The organism is Kribbella sp. NPDC048837 (assembly GCF_055586945.1).
Genome location: NZ_JBVJHF010000006.1, coordinates 146,911 through 166,994, shown reverse-complemented (window position 1 = coordinate 166,994; position 20,084 = coordinate 146,911). Strand labels below are relative to the sequence as shown.

The 20,084-nt window shown below is 70.3% G+C and carries 23 protein-coding genes; 12 read left to right on the top strand and 11 right to left on the bottom strand.

Annotated elements, in window-relative coordinates:
• The first annotated feature begins 6 nt into the window (after positions 1-6).
• Genes ACZ6O0_RS27385 through ACZ6O0_RS27375 form a run of 3 tightly spaced genes read left to right on the top strand, consistent with a single transcriptional unit; the run spans position 7 to position 2,713 of the window.
• Complete coding sequence (locus tag ACZ6O0_RS27385) at positions 7-801, top strand: lysophospholipid acyltransferase family protein (protein ID WP_465767849.1); 795 nt, start codon at positions 7-9, stop codon at positions 799-801.
• Positions 798-1,802, top strand: coding sequence for an NAD(P)H-dependent glycerol-3-phosphate dehydrogenase (locus tag ACZ6O0_RS27380; RefSeq protein ID WP_465767848.1), 1,005 nt, complete (start codon positions 798-800; stop codon positions 1,800-1,802). Before ACZ6O0_RS27385 ends, ACZ6O0_RS27380 begins: the two co-directional genes overlap by 4 nt.
• The gene (locus tag ACZ6O0_RS27375) at positions 1,799-2,713 is read left to right on the top strand and encodes an aminoglycoside phosphotransferase family protein (protein ID WP_465767847.1); all 915 of its coding nucleotides are present in this window, start codon (positions 1,799-1,801) and stop codon (positions 2,711-2,713) included. The genes ACZ6O0_RS27380 and ACZ6O0_RS27375 overlap by 4 nt, the downstream gene beginning before the upstream one ends.
• On the opposite strand, the gene ACZ6O0_RS27370 is transcribed toward ACZ6O0_RS27375, so the two are convergent.
• The gene (locus ACZ6O0_RS27370; protein WP_465767846.1) at positions 2,689-3,816 is read right to left on the bottom strand and encodes an ROK family transcriptional regulator; all 1,128 of its coding nucleotides are present in this window, start codon (positions 3,814-3,816) and stop codon (positions 2,689-2,691) included. The genes ACZ6O0_RS27375 and ACZ6O0_RS27370 overlap by 25 nt on opposite strands.
• 74 nt (positions 3,817-3,890) lie before the next feature.
• Between ACZ6O0_RS27370 and ACZ6O0_RS27365 the strand changes: the two genes are divergently transcribed.
• Positions 3,891-4,985, top strand: coding sequence for a Gfo/Idh/MocA family protein (locus tag ACZ6O0_RS27365; RefSeq protein ID WP_465767845.1), 1,095 nt, complete (start codon positions 3,891-3,893; stop codon positions 4,983-4,985).
• 18 nt (positions 4,986-5,003) lie between these two features.
• On the top strand, positions 5,004-6,011 hold the full coding sequence (locus ACZ6O0_RS27360; protein ID WP_465767844.1) for a sugar phosphate isomerase/epimerase family protein: 1,008 nt from the start codon (positions 5,004-5,006) through the stop codon (positions 6,009-6,011).
• 2 nt (positions 6,012-6,013) lie between these two features.
• Here ACZ6O0_RS27360 and ACZ6O0_RS27355 read toward each other — a convergent pair whose 3' ends face one another.
• Together ACZ6O0_RS27355 and ACZ6O0_RS27350 are read right to left on the bottom strand one after the other, a co-directional pair.
• A complete protein-coding gene (locus ACZ6O0_RS27355; RefSeq protein WP_465767843.1) occupies positions 6,014-6,475 on the bottom strand; it encodes a GNAT family N-acetyltransferase in 462 nt (153 codons plus the stop codon).
• A 13-nt stretch (positions 6,476-6,488) separates the two neighbouring features.
• Positions 6,489-7,232, bottom strand: a complete 744-nt coding sequence (locus ACZ6O0_RS27350; protein ID WP_465767842.1) for a MerR family transcriptional regulator — start codon at positions 7,230-7,232, stop codon at positions 6,489-6,491.
• Positions 7,233-7,280: 48 nt separating this feature from the next.
• Here ACZ6O0_RS27350 and ACZ6O0_RS27345 point away from each other — a divergent pair, with 48 nt between their 5' ends.
• Positions 7,281-7,532: a hypothetical protein gene (locus tag ACZ6O0_RS27345; RefSeq protein WP_465767841.1), complete on the top strand. Its 252-nt coding sequence runs from the start codon at positions 7,281-7,283 to the stop codon at positions 7,530-7,532.
• On the opposite strand, the gene ACZ6O0_RS27340 is transcribed toward ACZ6O0_RS27345, so the two are convergent.
• Positions 7,529-8,692, bottom strand: a complete 1,164-nt coding sequence (locus ACZ6O0_RS27340) for an MFS transporter (protein ID WP_465767840.1) — start codon at positions 8,690-8,692, stop codon at positions 7,529-7,531. The genes ACZ6O0_RS27345 and ACZ6O0_RS27340 overlap by 4 nt on opposite strands.
• Positions 8,693-8,744: 52 nt before the next feature.
• Between ACZ6O0_RS27340 and ACZ6O0_RS27335 the strand changes: the two genes are divergently transcribed.
• On the top strand, positions 8,745-9,506 hold the full coding sequence (locus tag ACZ6O0_RS27335) for a DeoR/GlpR family DNA-binding transcription regulator (protein ID WP_465767839.1): 762 nt from the start codon (positions 8,745-8,747) through the stop codon (positions 9,504-9,506).
• Positions 9,503-10,672: an MFS transporter gene (locus ACZ6O0_RS27330; protein ID WP_465767838.1), complete on the top strand. Its 1,170-nt coding sequence runs from the start codon at positions 9,503-9,505 to the stop codon at positions 10,670-10,672. Before ACZ6O0_RS27335 ends, ACZ6O0_RS27330 begins: the two co-directional genes overlap by 4 nt.
• On the opposite strand, the gene ACZ6O0_RS27325 is transcribed toward ACZ6O0_RS27330, so the two are convergent.
• Complete coding sequence (locus tag ACZ6O0_RS27325) at positions 10,656-11,768, bottom strand: trans-sulfuration enzyme family protein (protein ID WP_465767837.1); 1,113 nt, start codon at positions 11,766-11,768, stop codon at positions 10,656-10,658. The genes ACZ6O0_RS27330 and ACZ6O0_RS27325 overlap by 17 nt on opposite strands.
• Entirely contained in the window at positions 11,758-12,489 is a 732-nt protein-coding gene (locus ACZ6O0_RS27320) for a TetR/AcrR family transcriptional regulator (protein WP_465767836.1), read from the bottom strand. Before ACZ6O0_RS27320 ends, ACZ6O0_RS27325 begins: the two co-directional genes overlap by 11 nt.
• Positions 12,490-12,717: 228 nt before the next feature.
• Here ACZ6O0_RS27320 and ACZ6O0_RS27315 point away from each other — a divergent pair, with 228 nt between their 5' ends.
• A complete protein-coding gene (locus tag ACZ6O0_RS27315; RefSeq protein WP_465767835.1) occupies positions 12,718-13,848 on the top strand; it encodes a D-alanine--D-alanine ligase family protein in 1,131 nt (376 codons plus the stop codon).
• Between the two features lie 79 nt (positions 13,849-13,927).
• On the opposite strand, the gene ACZ6O0_RS27310 is transcribed toward ACZ6O0_RS27315, so the two are convergent.
• From ACZ6O0_RS27310 to ACZ6O0_RS27295, 4 genes are all read right to left on the bottom strand, one after another.
• Positions 13,928-15,127: an RNA polymerase sigma factor gene (locus ACZ6O0_RS27310; RefSeq protein ID WP_465767834.1), complete on the bottom strand. Its 1,200-nt coding sequence runs from the start codon at positions 15,125-15,127 to the stop codon at positions 13,928-13,930.
• Between the two features lie 5 nt (positions 15,128-15,132).
• Positions 15,133-15,549, bottom strand: a complete 417-nt coding sequence (locus ACZ6O0_RS27305; RefSeq protein WP_465767833.1) for a YciI family protein — start codon at positions 15,547-15,549, stop codon at positions 15,133-15,135.
• Positions 15,550-15,668: 119 nt separating this feature from the next.
• On the bottom strand, positions 15,669-16,124 hold the full coding sequence (locus ACZ6O0_RS27300) for a DUF3515 domain-containing protein (RefSeq protein ID WP_465767832.1): 456 nt from the start codon (positions 16,122-16,124) through the stop codon (positions 15,669-15,671).
• 28 nt (positions 16,125-16,152) lie between these two features.
• Positions 16,153-16,389, bottom strand: a complete 237-nt coding sequence (locus ACZ6O0_RS27295) for an Lrp/AsnC family transcriptional regulator (protein WP_184806149.1) — start codon at positions 16,387-16,389, stop codon at positions 16,153-16,155.
• Positions 16,390-16,527: 138 nt separating this feature from the next.
• Here ACZ6O0_RS27295 and ACZ6O0_RS27290 point away from each other — a divergent pair, with 138 nt between their 5' ends.
• From ACZ6O0_RS27290 to ACZ6O0_RS27280, 3 genes are read left to right on the top strand one after another with little or no spacing between them, the layout of a single operon-like run.
• Positions 16,528-17,490 carry a thiamine-phosphate kinase gene (locus ACZ6O0_RS27290; protein ID WP_465767831.1) on the top strand — a complete coding sequence of 321 codons (963 nt, stop codon included), beginning with the start codon at positions 16,528-16,530 and terminating at the stop codon, positions 17,488-17,490.
• Position 17,491: 1 nt separating this feature from the next.
• Positions 17,492-18,295: a bifunctional hydroxymethylpyrimidine kinase/phosphomethylpyrimidine kinase gene (gene thiD, locus ACZ6O0_RS27285; protein ID WP_465767830.1), complete on the top strand. Its 804-nt coding sequence runs from the start codon at positions 17,492-17,494 to the stop codon at positions 18,293-18,295.
• Positions 18,292-18,930 carry a DinB family protein gene (locus ACZ6O0_RS27280; protein ID WP_465767829.1) on the top strand — a complete coding sequence of 213 codons (639 nt, stop codon included), beginning with the start codon at positions 18,292-18,294 and terminating at the stop codon, positions 18,928-18,930. The genes thiD and ACZ6O0_RS27280 overlap by 4 nt, the downstream gene beginning before the upstream one ends.
• Here the strand turns inward: ACZ6O0_RS27280 and ACZ6O0_RS27275 are convergent.
• Positions 18,927-20,084 carry an ROK family transcriptional regulator gene (locus tag ACZ6O0_RS27275; RefSeq protein ID WP_465767828.1) on the bottom strand — a complete coding sequence of 386 codons (1,158 nt, stop codon included), beginning with the start codon at positions 20,082-20,084 and terminating at the stop codon, positions 18,927-18,929. The genes ACZ6O0_RS27280 and ACZ6O0_RS27275 overlap by 4 nt on opposite strands.

Below are 20,084 nucleotides of genomic sequence, written 5' to 3'. Positions count from 1 at the left end.
TCTCCCATGACGGATGCCAGTGACGAGCACCAGGAGGCAGTAGTGGACGGCCAAGGCAGCGATCCCCGGCCACGGCGGGGCTTCTGGTTCGGCCTGGTGGTGGCGATCGTCAAGCCGTTCATGATCGTGTTCACCAAGTGCCGGTTCACCGGCCGGGAGAACATGCCGCGCTCGGGTGGCGTGGTGTTCGCGGCCAACCACATCTCGCACTTCGACCCGTTCGTGCTCGGGTACTACATCTGGGAGTGCCGCCGGATCCCGCGCTTCCTCGGCAAGGCATCGGTGTTCAAGCTGCCGATCCTCGGCCGGATCATCACCAGCGCCGGGCAGATCCCGGTGCATCGCGAGTCGGCGCAGGCCGCCGACGCGTTCCGGGACGCCGTCGCCGCGGTCGAGAAGGGCGAGTGTGTCGGCGTCTACCCGGAGGGCACCATCACGCGTGACCCGCAGATGTGGCCGATGACCGGCAAGACCGGCGCGGCCCGGATCGCACTGCAGACCGGGTGCCCGGTGATCCCGATCGCCAACTGGGGCGCGCAGGAGATCATCCAGTCCTACACCGGCAGGATCAGGTTCCGGCTGCTGCCGCGCAAGACCATCCAGGTGCGGGCCGGGCTGCCGGTCGACCTGAGCGCGTTCCAGGGCAAGCAGGTGACCAGCCAGCTGTTGCACGAGGCAACCGAGGTGATCATGGCCGCGGTCGCCGAGACGCTCGGCGAACTGCGCGGCGAGACCCCGCCCAAGGAACTCTTCGACCTGCGCAAGGACCGTAAGCCCGCAGACGGTGAGGAGAAGGCATGACAAAGGTCGCGGTGTTCGGAGCCGGCTCCTGGGGTACGGCGTTCGCCGTCGTGCTGGCCAACGCGGGCAACCAGGTGTCCGTGTGGGGCCGGCGTGAGTCGCTGTGCGAGGCGATCAACTCCCAGCACGAGAACGCCGACTACCTGCCCGGCCTGCGGCTCCCGGACGCGATCACCGCGACCCACGATCCGGCCGCGGCCGCCGACGGCGCGGAGGCCGTCGTCCTCGCGGTTCCGAGTCAGTCGCTGCGGGACAACCTGAAGGACTGGGCCGGCGTGCTGCCGAACGCCGTACCGCTGGTCAGCCTGATGAAGGGCGTCGAGGTCGGGACGACGAAGCGGATGAGCGAGGTGATCGCCGAGCTGACCGGCGCCGGGCCGGAGCGGATCGCGGTGGTGTCGGGTCCGAACCTGGCGCGCGAGATCGCCGAGGGCCAGCCGGCCGCGTCGGTGGTCGCGTGTGCGGACGAGGGGACGGCGACGCGGTTGCAGAAGCTCTGCCATTCGCCGACGTTCCGCCCGTACACGAACAACGACGTGATCGGCTGCGAGCTCGGCGGCGCGTGCAAGAACGTGATCGCGCTGGCCGTCGGGATGGCGGTCGGCCTCGGCTTCGGCGACAACGCCCGCGCCTCGGTCATCACCCGCGGCCTGGCCGAGATCGCCCGGCTGGGTACGGCGGTCGGCGCGGACGAGCACACGTTCTCCGGACTGGCCGGCCTCGGCGACCTGGTGGCGACCTGCTCGTCGCCGCTGTCGCGTAACCGGACCTTCGGCGAGAAGCTCGGCCAGGGCATGACGGTGGCCGAGATCGCCGGCGCCACCCGTCAGGTCGCCGAAGGCGTGAAGTCCTGCGCGTCGATCTCCGAGCTGGCCCATCACCACGACGTCGAGATGCCGATCGCCGAACACGTCACCAAGGTCGTCGCCGGCGAGATGACCCCGAAGGACATGCTCTTCAGCCTCGTCTCCCGCTCCGCCAAGTCGGAGCGGTGGGGATGATCCCGGCCGCTTTCGCACAGTCCACAGTCGATCGCGAAGGCTCATCGGGTGCGGCCTGGCTGGCCGAGCTGCCCGGGCTCATCGAGCGCCTGTTGTCGCAGTGGGACTGTGTGGCGGACGGCCCGGTCATGCATGGTCAGGTCGGGGTGATCGTGCCGGTCCGTTCCGCGGCCGGGCCGGCGGTGATCAAGGTGTCCTTCCCGCATCCCGGGAACGTGCACGAGCCGGATGCCTACGCAGCCTGGGAAGGTCGCGGGGCCGTCCTGCTGTACGAGCGGGACGACGAGCACTTCGCGATGCTGCTCGAGCGTGTGCAGCCGTCGACGCTGTGGGAGCTCGGCGACGGTGACCAGATCGTCGCGGTGGCTGGGCAGCTCAGCCGGCGGTTGTCGGTTGCGACGACCGCGGAGCTGCCACGGTTGGCGGATCAGGCCGACGGCTGGGAAGAGGAGCTGCGTCAAGGCGCGGCGGACTTTCCCGGTGCAGTGCCTGATGTGGCGTTGGATGCGGCGCTGGCGGTTGTCGACGAGTTGGGCCGTGACCAGCCGGAGCTGCTCGTGCACGGCGACTTCCATCCCCGCAACATCCTGCGCGGTGAGCGCGAGCCGTGGCTGGCCGTCGATCCCAAGGGCTACGTGGGCGATCCGGCGTACGACGGGGCGACGTTGCTGAAGCCTCGTGCGCTGGCGCTGATCGAGGCCGAGGACCTGATGAAGGCGCTGCGGCACGAGTTGGCCGTGTTCGCCGAGGCCGCGGGACTCGACCCGGAGCGTGTCCGGAGATGGGCTCACCTCCAGGTGGTGCAGGCCGCGTTCCACGGGAGACGGCACGGTTTCGGCCGGGCTCGCGGTGGTCCGCACCTCGAGCGGATCGTCGCGCTGGTGGATCAGCTCGTCGTCAGTTGGTGCTGAAGGACGAGGGTGGCCGCGCCGCGCAGAGCGGCGTCCTGACCGGAGCTCGCGGTGACCACCCGCAGGTCGGTGGTGGCCAGAGGCAACGATCTGGCATAGATCGCCTCCCGGATCCCGGCCAGCAGATTGTCGCCGGCCTGGGAGAGTGAGCCACCGACGACGATCACCGACGGGTTCAGCAGGCTGACGGCTGCGGCGAGCACGGTGCCGATCTCCCGTCCGGCCTGGCGAACGGCCGTGGTGGCGGCAGTGTTGCCCGCCCGGACCAGCTCGACGACGTCGCGACTTCCGTCGACTCCGAGCCGTCCGGCGATGGCCGCGGCCGACGCGACCGCCTCCAGGCAGCCGGTGTTGCCGCAACGACACAGCTCGGTGTGACCCGGTGCCTGGATGTGGCCGATGTCGCCGGCCGCGCCCTGCGCGCCGCGGTGCAGCCGGCCGCCGCTGATCACGCCCGCGCCGATGCCGGTGGCAACTTTCACGAACAGCAGGTGCTCGACGTCGGCGTACTCGGTCGCGTGCTCGCCGAGGGCCATGATGTTCACGTCGTTGTCGACCAGGACCGGGCCGGCGAGCTCACCGCTCAGCCGGCCGACGACGTCGTACGAGTCCCAGCCCGGCATGATCGGCGGATGGTTGGGCCGGCCGGTGCTGTGCTCGACCGGTCCCGGCAGGCCGACGCCGGTGCCCGCGAGGTCGAGGACGGACCGCCGGGCGGCGCGCAGCAGCACCCGTCCCATCCGCGCGACCTCGCTCAGGACCGCCTCGGGACCCTCGGCGATGTTCAGCGGGGTGGTCGACCGGTCCAGGATCTCCCCGGTCAGATCGGTGAGCGCGACGGACAGGTGCGTCGCGCCGACATCCGCGGCCAGGATCAGCCGCGCGGTCGGGTTGAACCGGAACCGCGCCGGCGGGCGCCCGCCGGTCGAGGCCGCCTCCCCGGACGGTACGACCAGACCCGACGCGAGCAACGCCTCGATCCGCCCGGTCACCGTGGACCGCGCCAGGCCGCTGAGGTCGATGAGTTCGGCGCGGGTCCGCGGTTGCCCGTCCAGGAGCAGGCGCAGTACGGCGTCGGTCTCAGCCGTCCCGAGTTCGCTCATGGCCGCACTTCCGTCGCTGAGTCGGTGGACTTTTGCTTGACAGGGTTCAAAAGTGTCACATAGCGTCCTTCGACGTGTCCACCAGTGCGCGCAAGCTCAAGGTCGGGATCGTCGGCGGCGGCTTCATGGGCCGCGTGCACGGCAGGTCCGCGCTGGTCTCCGGCGCTTCCGTGGTCGGTGCGGTCGGCTCGTCGCCCTCCCGGGCTGAGGCCGCGGCCGAGGCCACCGGTGCCGACCGCGGCTTCGCGACCCTCGACGAGCTCCTCGCCTCGGACGTCGACGTCGTGCACGTCTGTACGCCGAACAACACGCACCTCGACGTGACGCTGAAGGCGCTCGAGGCCGGCAAGCACGTGATCTGCGAGAAGCCGCTGGCGACCTCGGTCCACGACGCGGTCGGGTTGCACGCCGCCGCCGTCGAGGCCGGGCTGGTCGGTGCGGTGCCGTTCGTCTACCGCTACCACCCGATGGTCCGCGAGTTGCGCACCCGGATCGCCGCGGGCGAGGCCGGAGTGATCACCAGCCTGCACGGGTCGTACCTGCAGGACTGGCTGGCGGGTGCGGACGACCAGAACTGGCGGGTCGACGACTCCACCGGCGGTCCCTCCCGGACGTTCGCCGACATCGGGTCGCACTGGTGCGACCTGACCGAGTTCGTCACCGGCGACCGGATCGCCGCCATCAGTGCCCAGTTGCGAACAGTCCGGTCGCAGCGCGGCGGGGTCGCGGTCCACACCGAGGATCTGGCCACCGCGCAGTTCCGGACCGAAGCCGGAGTGGTCGGCACGATCGTGGTCAGCCAGGTGGCGGCCGGTCGGAAGAACCGCTTGTACCTCGAGGTCTCCGGCACCGAGTCGAGCTTCGGCTTCGACCAGGAGGACCCGGATCGACTCTGGGTCGGCCGGCGTACCGCTTCGCAGGTGCTGACCCGCGACCCCGAGACGCTGAGCCCGCCCGCGGCGCGGGTGAACCGGCTGCCGGCCGGGCACGCGCAGGGGTACCAGGACGCGTTCGACTCGTTCGTCGCCGACAGCTATGCCGCCGTCCTGGGCGACCACCCGGACGGCCTGCCCGATTTCACCGCCGGAGCGCGGTCCGCCCGCGTGGTCGACGCCGTACTGCGCTCGGCCGCGGACGACAGCGCCTGGACCACCGTCGACCACGCCTAATCGCTAGGAGCCAGTCAGATGCCTCGTCCGATCACTCTGTTCACCGGTCAGTGGGCCGACCTGCCCTTCGAGGAGGTCTGCGAGTTCGCGTCCTCGGCGGGGTACGACGGGGTGGAGATCGCCTGCTCGGGTGACCACTTCGACGTCCAGCAGGCCATCGACGACGACACGTACGTCCAGGGCCGCAAGGACATCCTGGCGAAGTACAACCTGCAGGTCTTCGCGATCTCCAACCACCTGGTCGGCCAGGCGGTCTGCGACAATCCGATCGACTTCCGGCACCAGGCGATCGTGCCGTCCCGGATCTGGGGCGACGGCGACGCCGAGGGTGTCCGGCAGCGCGCGGCCGAGGACCTGAAGAACACCGCGCGGGCCGCCGCGAAGCTCGGTGTGAACACCGTCATCGGCTTCACCGGCTCCTCGATCTGGCAGTACGTCGCGATGTTCCCGCCGGTGCCCGCCGAGCGGATCGAGGCCGGCTACCAGGACTTCGCCGACCGGTGGAACCCGATCCTCGACGTGTTCGACGCCGAGGGCGTCCGGTTCGCGCACGAGGTGCACCCGTCGGAGATCGCGTACGACTACTGGACCACCACGCTGGCGCTGGAGGCGATCGGCCACCGCGAGGCGTTCGGCCTCAACTGGGATCCTTCGCACATGGTGTGGCAGGACATCGACCCGGTCGCGTTCCTGTGGGACTTCAAGGACCGGATCTACCACGTCGACTGCAAGGACACCCGGATGCGGGTCGGCGGCGGCCGCAACGGCCGGCTCGGTTCGCACCTGCCCTGGGGCGACCCGCGGCGCGGCTGGGACTTCTACTCCACCGGTCACGGTGACGTGCAGTGGGAGGACTGCTTCCGCGTCCTGAACTCGATCGGGTACGACGGTCCGATCTCGGTCGAGTGGGAGGACGCCGGGATGGAGCGCAAGGTCGGCGCCGCCGAGGCGGTCAACGTCATCCGTGCCCTCGCCTTCGACAAGCCCGCCGCCGCGTTCGACGCCGCCTTCGCCACGGACAAGTAGCGTCAGGCCGGCTGTCGCACCATGAAGACGTCGACGGAGTCCTGAGACTCCACGGCGAACCCATGGCGCTCGTACAGGCGTTGTGCGGGGCTCCCCTGGAGTACGTTCAGCCGGACGGGAACGCCATCGGCATCGCTGTCCTGCAGCACTGTCTGCAGGACAGCTGATCCGAGCCCGCGGCCCTGGAGCTCCGGAGCGAGATAGAAATGCTCCAGCCATCGCCCGTCCTCGGCCGGTCGTACGGCGATGGAGCCGGCGAACGCGCCGTCGACCACAATGACGGACGTGTGGTGCGGGGCGTAAGCGTCCCGCAGCCGCTGCCGGACGCGGTGCGCGTCGTACCTCCCCAGCCGCTCCAGATCCGGGCGCATCACCACTGCCCGCAGCTCGACGATCGCCTCGACATCAGCCGGCTCCGCGGCCCGCAGCTCCCAGTGCAGGCGGCGGCTCTCCTCGACATCCACGGCTCGGAGTATCTCAGCCGGGCGGCACTCCCAGGTCACTCAGGCGGCGGCGGATCAGCGAATCGAGGTGCTGCCAGGCCGGTGACGACGCGTTGACGGTGGCCTGGAGGAGTTGCGGGATCGCGGTGTCGTCGGGCTGGACGGGGAGGTCGGTGCCGTAGCGGTCGATGCTTGCCGCAACGATGCGGTCGGCCAGCTCGGTGAGGAACGGATCGGCGGGGTCCAGATCGTGGGCCTGGTCGTAGGCGAGGTAGAGCCGCCGGAGCGCCGGGTCGGCCAAGGCCTGCGCCTGGTCGTGGAAGTAGGCGCCGGCGACCTCCGGATGGGTCGCGTAGACGACGATCCACAGGTCGCGTTCCATCGCGATCCACCGATCGGTGAACCCCAGCGTGCTCAGCCCCGCGAGGTGGCGGTCGACCTCGGCCGGGAGCAGGCGGATGTCTCCGGCGGCGAGCTGCCTGAGCCGTTGCTGGGTGGCGCGGAGCTGCCGGATGCGCCGGCTCAGGTCGGCATCGATCTGCTCGAGGGCGGGACCGAAGTCGTCCGGTGCGGATCCCAGCTCGCGAATCCGGGCGAGGGGGACGCCCGCCTCGGCCAGCGTGCGGATCCTGACCAGCTCGACGACGGCCTGGGCCGGGTAGCGGCGATAGCCGGAGGAGTCCCGCTCCGGCTCGGGCAGGAGGCCCTTCGCGTGGTACACACGGACGGTCTTCGTCGACACCCCGACGTACCTGGCCAGCTGTCCGATGGTGAGCACAGACCCATTCTTGACCTTGCCCCTGGGGCAAGGTCGCACACTCGACTCATGAGCGATTGGGAGACCCTGCGCGCCCTCGCGGACGAGGGCAACGAGAAGGCGATGGACCGCTTCGCCGACCTGGCCGACGAGCGCTCCGACATCGACGCGCTGAACGAGCTGCTCGACGAGGGCAACGAGCGCGCCGGCGAGCACCTCACCCGGCGCGCGGCCGCCGCCAAGGACCTGCTGGAACTCCAGCGGATCAGCGACGCCGGCTACGAGGAGGCCGCTGAAGTCCTCGACCGGCTGCTGAGCTAGGGCGTGCGCACGCGGGGCTTGGTGCGCAGGACCGGAGCGAACACAGCCAGGGCGGCAGCGAGGACGGTCACGACCAGGAACGAGACCGTCAGGTTGCTGGCCTGCGCGATGCCGCCGATGATCGACGGCGCGACCAGGCCGGACGCGTAGGTGATGGTGGCCACCCCGGCGATCGCCTGGCTGGCGTTGCTGCCACTGCGCGCCGCGGCCGCGAAGGCGAGCGGTACGACGACCGCGATGCCCACGCCGATCAACCCGAACCCGACCATGGCGACGACCGCGCTGGGAGCGACGACTACCAGTACGCCGCCCGCCGTCGCGATCACCCCACTCCAGCGAACCGTGCGTACGGCGCCGAACCGGTCGACTACCGCATCACCGGTGAGCCGCGCGATCGCCATCGTCAATGCGAACCCGGTCGTCGCACCGGCCGCGACTCCGGCCGAGCTGTCGAGGATGTCGCGCAGGTAGACCGCCGACCAATCCAGGCTGGCGCCCTCCGCGAATACTGCGCAGAACCCGACCGCCCCGATCAGCAGTGCCGACTTCGGTGGCAAGGCGAACCGCGCCGGCGGCTCCTCGTCGTCGTCGGGATGCAGATTCAGCACGAACTGACACACCACGGCCCCGACCACCGTCAGGACGACGGCGGCCACGGCGTGGTGGATCTGGGCACTCAATCCCGCGTGTGCCGCGACCGTCCCGACCGCGGCCCCGAGCAGTGCACCGACACTCCACATGCCGTGCAGCCCGGACATGATCGACTTGTTCAGCCGGTGCTCCACCTCGACCCCGATGGCGTTCATCACGACATCGGCCATCCCCGAGGTCCCGCCGTACACCAGCAGGGCCGCGCACAACGTCCACAGGTTCGGCGCCAGTGAGGGCAGGATCAGCGCCAGCGTCCAGAGGGCGAGCAGACCGCGGAGCGCCGTCCGGCTGCCGAGCCGATGGTTCACCCGGGCCGCGAGCGGCATCATCAGGGCCGCGCCGAGCGCCGGGAACGCCAGCGCCAGGCCGAGCTGCCCCGGAGACGCGCCGGTGTGTTCCTGGATCCACGGCACCCGGGTCGCGAACGACCCCGTCACCGCTCCGTGCACGCAGAAGACAGCGGCCACGGCGTACCGCGATCGCTTGACCAGCGTTGTGTCTTCAGCCACAAGCAAACACGCAATCTGTTTGAACGATCAGGCGGATGGTAGATTTCTGCGCGTGAGAAGTGCGGAACGGCATCAAGTGATCGTAGATCGACTACGGGCGATGGACCGAGTCTCGGTCCAGGAACTGGTCGAGGCGACCGAGGCCTCGGACATGACGGTCCGCCGCGACCTCGATTTCCTCGCCGCGCAGGGCGTGCTCAAACGCGTCCACGGGGGAGCTGTGTCGGCGATGCCGTCCGGTGTCGAGCCGCCGTACTCACTGCGCGCCCAGGCGGCGGTCGCGGCCAAGCGTGCGATCGCGAAGGCGGCGGTCGAGCACATTCACGACGGCGAGACGATCGTCCTCGACAGCGGTACGACGGCGCTCGAAGTCGCGCGCCTGCTCCACGACCGGGCGGTGACGGTCATGCCGCTCTCGTTGCACGTCGCCCACGAGTTGGCCGACGCGCCCCGGATCCGGTTGCTGATACCGGGCGGTGAGGCGCGCAAGGGCGAACTGGCTCTCGTCGGCCCGCTGACGGTCGCGTCGCTGCGCGCGCTGCGCTTCGACCTGGCCGTGCTCAGCCCGTGCGCGTTCAGCCTGGACGCCGGTCTGACCGCGTTCGACCTCGGCGACGCGGAGGTCAAGCAGGAGGCGCTGAAGGTCGCCACTCGGTCGATCGTGCTCGCGGACGCCGCCAAGTGGGATCGCGCGGCGCTCGCCTACGTGTGCCCGGCCGACCGTCCCGACGTGATCATCACCGATCCCGACGCACCGGAGGATCAACGGACCATGCTTGCCCAGCGCGGGGTCCTCGTCGAGGTGGCCTCTTGACCGCCACCGATCTGCGTCCGCAGACCGCACCGCCCCGAGCCGCCCGCGTCGCCACCTGGCTGTACTTCGGCCTCAACGGCTTCGCCGTCGGCATGTGGGTCGTCCACATCCCCAACATCGAGCACGCGACCGGCATCTCCCACAGCACCCTCGGCCTCCTGCTGCTGGTGCTCGGTGGCGCTGCCTTCACCGGCATGCAGGTCGCCGGCCCGCTGGTCGATCGGCTCGGTCAACGCCGGCTCGTCCCGGCGGCCGGCGTACTGCTCGGCATCGCGCTGGCCGGTCCCGGCCTCGCGCACAACTGGTGGACCCTCGGTCTCGCTCTCATCCTGATCGGCTTCGGCAACGGCTCGATCGATGTCGGCATGAACGCGCAGGCCGTCGTGGTCGAGCGCGGCTACCCGCGCCCGATCATGGCCGCCTTCCATGCAATGTGGTCGATCGGTGGGGCCATCGCCGCGGTCATCGGAGCCGCCACACTGCACGCCGGCGTACCGACGGAAGTCACGCTCGGCCTGTCCGGTGTGGTCTGCATCGTGATCGCGCTGGCCGCCCGTCCGTTCTTGCTTGAGGCAACTATCGAGGAGGAGCACGAGCCGGACCAGGAGCGGGCGAAGCCGCCGGCCAAGCTGGTCTGGGCGCTCGGCGGACTCGCCTTCGGCCTGATGCTGTCCGAGGGTGTCGCCAACGACTGGGCCGCGCTGCACTTCCGCGACATCCTCGGTACGTCGGTCAGCACGGCGGCCTATGCGTACGGCGCTTTCGCGGTGGCGATGACCGTCGGACGGTTCCTCACCGACCGGGTCGCCGCGGTCGTCGGGCCGGCCGCGATCGTGCGATGGGGTGCGGCCATGGCGGCCGTCGGTCTGACCATCGTGATCGTCGTACCGTGGGTGCCCGTGGCGCTGTTCGGCTGGGCGCTGTTCGGTCTCGGCCTGGCCGGCGGCGTACCGCAGCTCTTCACCGCCGCCGGCAACCTCGACCCCCGCGCGGCCGGTGCCTTGATGGCTCGCGTGGTCGGACTCGGGTACGTCGGCCTGCTCGCCGGCCCGGCGTTGATCGGCGGACTCGCGCACTGGATGCCGCTGAACATCGCGTTCATCCTGCCGGTCGTGCTGTGCGTCCTGACCTTCTTCGGTGGGCCGGTGCTCAAGTCCCGTTCGTGAGGGCCCGCTCGAGATCGGCCCACAGGTCCGCGGGGTGCTCGATCCCGACGGCCAGGCGGATCAGGTCCTCCGGGATCGTCGGGACCTCGATCGGCCATCGGCGGCGGCGTTCGAGCATCGACTCGACGCCGCCGAGGCTGGTCGCGTGCACCCACAGCTCGGTGCGTTCGCAGACCCGCTGCGCGGCTTCGGCGTCACCGCCGAGCTCGATGGACAGGATCGCGCCGAAGCCGGACATCTGCGCCTCGGCACGCTTGTGGCCCGGATCCCCGGGCAGGCCCGGGTAACGGACCCGGCTGACCTTCGGGTGGTCGAGCAGACGCTGCGCCAGGAACGCGGCGTTGGACTGCGCGCGCTCGAGCCGCAGGGCGAGCGTCCGCAGGCCGCGCAGTGCGAGCCAGGCCTCCATCGGGCCGGGGATCGCGCCGAGGCTGCGGCGGCGGAGCTCGACCGCGTTCCACAGCTCGTCGTCGGCGGTGACGACGGCACCCAGGATGACGTCGGAGTGGCCGGCGATGAACTTGGTGGCCGAGTGCATGACGATGTCCGCGCCGAGCGAGATCGGCTGCTGCAGCAACGGTGTCGCGAACGTGTTGTCGACGACCACGATCGCCTCGGCCGCGTGACCGGCGGCGGACAGTGCCGGGATGTCGGCGACTTCCATCGCCGGATTGGTCGGTGACTCGATCCAGAGCATGTCGGCGCCGTCGACCGCGTCGACGACCGCCTCGGTGTCCGCGACATTGACCCGGACCACGGTGAGCCGGCCGGCTTCGGCCTGCTGGTCGAGCAGCGCGAGTACGCCGGAGTACGCGTGCTGCGGAGCGATCACCCGGCCGCCGACCGGGACGAGGTCGACGATCGCCGCGACGGCCGCCATGCCGGAGGCGAACGTCAGCCCGCGGCCACCTTCGAGCGCGCCGAGCGTCTCCTCCAGCGCGGACCAGGAGTCGTTGCCGAACCGCCCGTAGCCACGATCCCCACCGGCGACGTACGTCGAGCTGAAGACGGGGGAGTCGCCGACCGGCGCGTTCGGCACCCGCTCGGGGCGGCCTGCGTGGACGACGACGGTGGACGGATCGAGATCAGGAGCCATACCGGGAATTGTCCCTGACCCGATCGGCCGCGGCCGGACGGGGGATCCCGGCCCCGGCCGGTCGGGGGATCCCGGCCCCGGCCGGTCGGGAGATCTCGGCCCCGGCCGGCTGCGGGATCTCCGCCGCAGCCGGGAGGGGGATGCCGCCGCCGCGGAGCAGGGTCATCGCGCGCCGGGCGAGCTTCTTCACCTCGGTCGCGTCCGGGTCCTCGACCCAGATCCGGACCACGGTCTCGATGATGTTCATCGCGATCCCGGCCGCCAGGGCGGCGGTGAACTCCGCGTCCCGTGGGTCCCTCGCCGGCAACCGGCGTACCAGCTCGTCGGTCAGGTCGTTGCGGAAACGCCAGCTCAGCTCGTTCAGGTGCGCGCTCACGGACGGGGTCTGGGCGGCCAGGTCGAACACGGCGCGGACCCGGTCCGGGTTGCGCTCCAGCTGCTCCAGCACGCGCTCGATCACCGCCTGCAGGCCGTCCGGCAGATCGAGCCGGGGCTGCTCGCGGAACCAGCTGACCGCGTCGACCAGGCAGTCCTCGACGAACTCCAGGACCAGGGTCTCCTTGGTCGGGAAGTACCGGTACAGCGTGCTCGGGCCGACCTCCGCGGCGGCCGCGATCTGCTCGACCGTGGTCCGGCCGAAGCCGTGGTCGGTGAACAGCTCGAACGCCTTGTCCGCGATCAGCCGACGGGTCCGTTCCCGCTTGAGTTCGCGCAGTCCCATCTCCACCTCCGCGGGCAGCGTAGCGGGTCACCGACCCGCCGGAGGCCGCGATGGAAAGGGCACGGATGACCGCCTCGTGTACGGCGTCACGGGGTTGCTGATCACCTGGGAGTGACGGAGTGATCACACTGTGATCAGGTGCTGTCCGACGGCTACGGACGGCGATCTGAAGAGCTCTTAACCGAGCCCCGATCGGTTCCTGATCTCCGGGCCGCTACAGTCGAGCCGGTGAGTGAGTACTCGAGGGAAGAACAACGCAAGCCCCGCGTCGCCGTCGTGTTCGGTGGCCGGTCGAGCGAACACGCCATCTCGTGCGTGACCGCGGCCAATGTGCTGCAGGCGATCGACCGGGACAAGTACGACGTGGTTCCGGTCGGCATCAGCACCAGCGGCCACTGGGTCCTGGAGAGCGGTGACCCGGAGCGGCTGTCGATCACCGACGGCAAGCTCCCCGAGGTCGACGTGACCGCGCTGCCGGTGCTGTTCGGCGCCAACCGCGAGCTCGTGGTGAGCGAACCCGGCCAGGTCCCGAGCACGCTCGGCGAGGTCGACGTGGTGTTCCCGTTGCTGCACGGCCCCTGGGGTGAGGACGGCACCATCCAGGGCCTCCTCGAGATGTCCGACATCCGCTACGTCGGCTCCGGCGTACTCGCGAGCGCGGTCGGCATGGACAAGCACTACATGAAGGTCGTCTTCCAGGCCGCCGGGCTCGAGGTCACGCCGTACGTCGTGATCCGCGACCGCGACTGGACCCGTGACCCGGCCGCGTGCCGCGCCGCCGTGGACGCGCTCGGCTACCCGGTGTTCGTGAAGCCGGCCCGGGGCGGGTCGAGCCTGGGGATCAGCAAGGTGAACAGCCTGGACGAGCTCGACGACGCGGTCGCCGAGGCGCGGGCGCACGACCCGAAGGTGATCGTCGAGGCGGCCGCGAACAACCCGCGCGAGATCGAGGTCGGCGTCCTCGACGGCCTGGACGGCACGCCGGAGGTCAGCGTCTGCGGCGAGATCGCGGTCTCGGGTGGCGGGCACGACTTCTACGACTTCGAGACCAAGTACCTCCCCGAGGGTGAGGAGTACCTCGCGTTGTCGGTGCCGGCCGACCTGCCCGAGGACGTGGCCGCCGACATCCGCGCGAAAGCCCTCACCGCCTTCGACGCCATCGAGGCCGAGGGCCTGGCCCGCGTCGACTTCTTCCTGGACGCCGACAACCGGGTCATCATCAACGAGATCAACACCATGCCCGGCTTCACCCCCACCAGCATGTTCCCCCGCCTCTGGGCAGCCTCCGGCGTCGACTACCCAGCCCTGGTGGAACGCCTCCTGACCCTCGCCAAAACCCGCCCCACCGGCCTCCGCTGACCCACTCGCCGCGAAAGCGACGTGAAAGCCTGCGGATCGGCCTGACCTCGGTGAAGGACCTGCCCGGTGGGCCTGACGCTCAGAGTCGGCTTGCTCGGGCGTGGAGGTAGCGCTGCTGGGGGAGGCTGGTTGTTCTGCTGGCGGCCTCTTCGTACGCGGCCCGGGCTCCGGTCGGATCGCCGGACATCTCCAGCAGGTGTGCCCGGACAGCCGGCAACCGGTGGTCCTTGGCGATCCTCTCGTCGTTCTCGATCGGACCGAGTAGCTCGAGCCCAGCCTCCGGCCCACGCGCCATCGCGACCGCGACCACGTGGTTGAGCGCGACCATCGGGTTGTCGGTGAGTCCCAGCAACACCTCGTACAGCGCGACGATCTGGGCCCAGTCGGTCTCCTCGGCCGACGGTGCCTCGTCGTGGAGGGCCGCGATCGCCGCCTGCAGTTGGTACTGCCCCACTGGCCCGCGAGGCAGCGTCGCGGTGATGAGGTCGACGCCCTCCTGGATCAGCTCGGGGATCCACAGTGACCGGTCCTGCTCGGCCATCGGCACCAGCTCGCCGAGCGGACCGGTCCGAGCGGGACGGCGCGCATCGGTCAGCAGCATCAGCGCCAGCATCCCCGCGACCTCGCTGTCGTCCGGCAGCAGCCGATGCAGCATCCGCGCCAACCGGATTCCCTCCGCCGCCAACTCGACCCGCTGCAGGCTGGGTCCCGTCGTACTCGCGTAGCCCTCGGTGAAGATCAGGTAGACGACCTTGAGCACCGCTCCCAGTCGCTCGTCCCGGTCGTCGGGCAGGGTGAACCGCGCGCCGCTGTCCTTGACGCTCGCCTTCGCCCGGGTGATCCGCCGTGTCATCGTTGCCTCGGGCACCAGGAAGGCGCGGGCGATCTCCGTGGTGGTGAGACCGCCGACCGCCCGCAACGTCAACGCGATCTGCGATGCGGGCGACAGCGACGGATGGCAGCACATGAACAGCAGCACCAGCGTGTCGTCGGTGTCCGCGACCGGCTCACCCGGCAGCGCCCACTGCGCCACCCGGTCCTCCCGCCGCTGACGGGCCTGCTCCCGGCGGAGCAGATCCGTCAGCCGCCGCGAAGCCACCGTGATCAGCCACCCGCGTGGGCTGTCCGGTACGCCGTCTTCCGGCCACTGCTGTGCCGCCGCGAGCAACGCCTCCTGCACCGCGTCCTCGGCCGTGTCGAAATGCCCGTACCGCCGGACCAGCGCCCCGAGAACCTGCGGCGCCAGCTCCCGCAGCAGATCCTCGAGAGCGCCGGTCATCGCGATCACTCCACCAGCTCGTCGCGACCTTCGACGATCGGGCGGACGTCGGCGTACGCGGTCGCGCGGATGAACTCGGGCGCCGGGATGTCGCCGAGCCGGGCCGCGATCTCGGTGGCCCGGTCGAAGGACTCGCACTCGACGATCCAGTACCCCGCGAGCACCTCCTGGGTCTCGGCGTACGGCCCGTCGGTCACCACCGAGGCGCCGTCCTTCGAGCCCAGCCGCCGGGTCAGCACCGGCGCCGCCAGCCCGCGGGTCTCGACCAGCTCACCGGACTCGGCCAGGTCGGCGTTGAACTTCTCCATGAACGCGCCCATCGCCGCGAAGTCCTCGCCCGTCCAAGCCGGCTTCCCGGTGTCCTTGCCCGCCATCCCGTCGTAGTCCTGCTGCGACGCGTAGGTCAGGATCATGTACTTCATCGGATTCTCCCGTCGTCCAGGCACCCACCACGGGCACCTCTCACCCGAGACGTCGCCCCCACCCGCCCGAACCGGACACGAACCGCGGAGCAACCCTCTCGACAGGGAGTATGCCGTCGTCAGGTACAGGGCGTGACGAGTTTGTTGTACCTGTGGACGACGTCGGAGACGTCGGTGAGGGCGTTGGCTTCGGGGGCGTACTTCGAGGGGACGGCGACCTCCAGGTAGAGGGCGCGGCCGATGGTGGTGAAGATGACGCCGTTGGTGACTTCCTTGGCGAACCAGCCGATGCCGTTGACCTCGAAACACTGCGACTGCGCCTCGGCCATGCCGGCCGGCGGGGCGACGCCGCAGGTGACCTCGATCGGCGGATCGCCGTACGCGGTGGTCAGCGGACTCTCCGGTGACGTCTTGCGGCGCTTGCCGTCCAGCACCTTCGCGGGCAGGGCCTTCACGAGGTCGGCGCAGGCCGCCGCGACGTCGGGCGCGGGGGAGGGGACGGGTACGGGCGCGGGACCGGCACTGCACCCGGCCAGCACGATCAGGCCGAGTGCAGCGAACAGGACTCTGGGCATGCGAAAGGAAGGCGGCACCGGACTCGGTTCAGATGTGGACGACAGGGCAGGTCAGCGTGCGAGTGATGCCAGGCACGTTCTGGACCCGGGCAACCACCAGTTTGCCCAGCTCGTCGACGTTGCGGGCTTCCGCGCGGACGATCACGTCGTACGGACCGGTGACGTCCTCGGCCAGGGTGACGCCCTGGACCTCGGCGATCTGTGCAGCGACGTCGGCCGCCTTGCCGACCTCGGTCTGGATCAGGATGTAGGCCTGGACCACCACGTCGTTCTCCACTCAGTCGTCCTCAGCTGGCTCCGGCTGTGCTACCGCAGGGGTACTGCGCGACGGCCGGGCGTACTCTTCGTTGCCCGGTCACGGTACCGCCTAGACTCCGGTTGGCGATATGGGAGGTCTGTTGACGTGACAGAGACGTTGGGGAGCACGGGTGAGTTCGGCCTGATCGCGGCCGTCACCAAAGGGCTGTCCACAGGTGAGGACGTCCTGGTCGGCCCTGGTGACGACGCCGCCGTGATGGCGGTGCCGGACGGGCGGATGGTGATCACGACGGACCTGCTGGTGGAGGGCCGCCACTTCCGCCAGGACTGGTCGTCCGCGTACGACGTGGGCCGCAAGGCCGCCGCGCAGAACCTGGCCGACATCATGGCGATGGGAGCCCGGCCCACAGCGCTCGTGGTCGGGTTCGGCGCGCCCGCCGAACTGCCGACGGCGTGGGCGCTGGAGCTCAACCAGGGCCTGGTGGACGAGTGCGAGCTGGTCGAGGTGAGCATCGTCGGCGGCGACACGGTCCAGTCGGACAAGATCGTCGTCTCGGTGACGGCGTTCGGCTCGCTGGACGGACGGCCACCGGTGCTGCGGTCGGGCGCGCAGCCGGGCGACGAGGTCGCTTATGTCGGCCGGCTGGGCTGGGCCGAGGCCGGCTGGGCGGTGCTGGCGCGCGGGTTCCGCTCGCCGCGTGCCGTGGTCGAAGCGCATCGCCGCCCACAACCGCCGTACGCCGAAGGTCCGCGGGCAGCCCTCGCGGGCGCGTCCTCGCTGTGTGATGTGAGCGACGGGCTGCTCGCCGACCTCGGGCACATCGCGGTCGCCAGCGAGGTCGCCATCGACGTGCACACGCACGCGTTGAGCGTGCCCGAGCCGCTGCAGGCCGTCGCGGCCGCGACCGGCGTGGACGCGCTGAAGTTCGTCCTGACCGGTGGCGAGGACCACGCACTGGTCGGCACGTTCGAGCCGGCCGACGTCCCCGAGGGCTGGACCGTCATCGGCTCGGTTGCCGAGGGCAACCAGGAGCGCCCGGCCGGGACCGTGACGGTGGACGGCGCGCCGTATGCTGCCGAGTCCGGTCACGCCCACTTCAGGAGTTGAGATGCTGCCCAGAGTGCTGACCATCGCCGGGTCCGACTCCGGCGGCGGAGCCGGGATCCAGGCGGACCTGAAGACGATGCTGGCCAACGGCGTGCACGGGATGAGTGTGCTGACCGCGATCACGGCGCAGAACAGTCTCGGCGTCCAGGGCGCCTGGGAGCTGCCGGAGGAGCAGGTCCGGGCCCAGTTCCACAGCGTGGTGGACGACATCGGTGTCGACGCGGTGAAGACCGGCATGCTGGCGTCGGAGTCGATGGTCCGTGTGGTCGCGTCGCTGCTGCGCACACTGCCACCGTCCGTGCCGATCGTGGTCGACCCGGTGTCGGTGTCGAAGCACGGCGACGCGTTGCTCGCCGCCGACGCGATGGACGCCGTACGCTCCGAGATCGTCCCGCTGGCCACCGTCCTCACCCCGAACCTCACAGAGCTCGGACCGGTCGCCGGAATCGACCTGGAGGCTGTGGAGGATCGAGAGTTCGCGGCCAAGCTCCTGCTGGACGCAGGTGCGTCGTGGGTCCTGGTGAAGGGCGGTCACGACGTCGGTACGGCGGCAGTCGACGTCCTGCACGGACCAGGGGTACGCCGGTCGTACAGTGCGGTCCGGGCGGACAACCGGCACACGCACGGCACCGGATGCACGCTGGCCAGTGCCATAGCGTCGTACCTGGCGCGTGGGTACGACGTACCAAGTGCGGTGGGTGCTGCGAAGGAGTACGTGACCGGGGCGATCGCGGCCGGGTTCGGACTCGGTGGTGGGATCGGTCCGGTCGATCACGCGTGGAGATTTCGAGGGAGTGGCAGTTGACGAACCAGCAGCCCCCGGTCGACGGGTACTGCGAGCAGTGCGGCTTCAACTACGACACGGGTGACCTGCAGGGCACGGTGACGCTGCTCGTCCGGCAGGCGGCCGAGTGCAGCATGGCGCTCACCAAGGCCGCGGCCGGTCCGGACCCGAACGTCGTACGGCTGCGGCCCAAGCCGGAGGTGTGGTCGGCGATCGAGTACGCGTGCCACGTGCGCGACGTCCTCGAGGTGCAGCGGCAGCGGATCGCGCAGTGCCTGGCGGAGGACCGGCCGGTGTACGCGCCGATGGACCGGACCGGCCGGGTCAAGCAGCTCAAGTACGAGGACCAGGACCCGATGGAGGTCGCAGCCGCGCTGATGCGGTTCGCCCGGGAGTTCGGTGCGGCGGCTCGGGTGCTCACGCCGCAGCAGCTCGGGAGGCTGGGTCTCTACAACTACCCGGTACGGGCGCCGCGCACGTTGGGCTGGATCATCCGGCACACCGCGCATGAGATCCAGCACCACCGTCTGGACCTCACGACGATACTGGCGGAGGTCGAACCCCCGATCATCCCCAAGCCCAAGCCGGAGCCGACCGCCGAGGAAGGCGAGCCGGACACGGACGCTCAGCAGACTGAGGCTGACACTACTAGCTAGTGCTGCGCCGCCCAGGCCGCGATGGCGGGCTCGCTGGTGAGGTGGTCGAGGGCGAGCGCCGCCGCACCCCGGAGCGGGCCGTCCGGCTGGTGGGTGGCGGAGAGGACCGGCGGGGGAGCGGCGCGGTGAAAGGTCATCAGCCCATCTAGATAGGCCCGCTCGAAGACCGGCGCGGCAGCAGCCCGGAGCGGGATCGCCAGACCGCCGAGCGTGACCACATCCGGGTCGTGCGCGTTGACGAGCCCGGCAATCCCCGTGGCGAGCGCGCTGACCACCTTGCCGACCGCGCGACTGGCAGCACGGTCAGTACGGCGGAGCACGGCCTCGGCGTAGCTGTACGGATCCTCCGGCGCCGGCTCCTTGAGGTGTCTGGCCAGCGCACGCCCGTCGATCTCCAAGTCCCAGCACCCGCGTGCACCACAGGGACAGGCCCGCGAGCGATCACCGAAAGGCATGTGCCCGTACTCGCCACCCGCCCCCGACGCACCCTGCGCCGGCACACCGTCGATCAGCAGCGTCCCACCGAGACCCACCTCGACGATGAGGTGCAGCGCCGTACCAGCCCCAGCCGCAGCGCCAGTGCGAGCCTCAGCCACACCACTGAGCGTTGCGTCGTTCCCGGCGAACAGCGTGAGCCCCATGCCGGCAGTGACGGTCCCGAGGTCCAGCTCGAACCACTCCAGCGTCGGCGCCTGCATCAGGAGGTTGTCACGGATGGTGCCCGGTACGGCGAGGCTCACCACGCGCAGGCGATCGCCGTACGCCTCCTGCACCCGCTTCACCTCACGCTGCAGGTTGCTGAGCACCACCTGCGGCCGCCTGCTGCGGTGACGCTTGTACTGCGGTTCCTGGAACGAACCGTCGAGCGTCACGACCGCACTGCGCCAACTGCCCTGCCGCAGGTCGAGTGCCAGCACCACAGGCCCCCGCGGATGCGCCCGCAGCAGCGTGGTGGGTCGACCACGCCCCTGACTCGGCGCAGGAACCTCGGTCAGCAGATGTACGTCGCGTAGCCGGGCGGTCACCTCCGTCGCCGAGCCCGTGCTCAACCGCAACGCCCGCGCGACCGCGGCACGTGTGATCCCGGGCTGTCGGCTGACCTGTGCCAGCACGTCCGCAGCCGTCTGCCACTGTCCCCGGCGCACTGGAGTCAT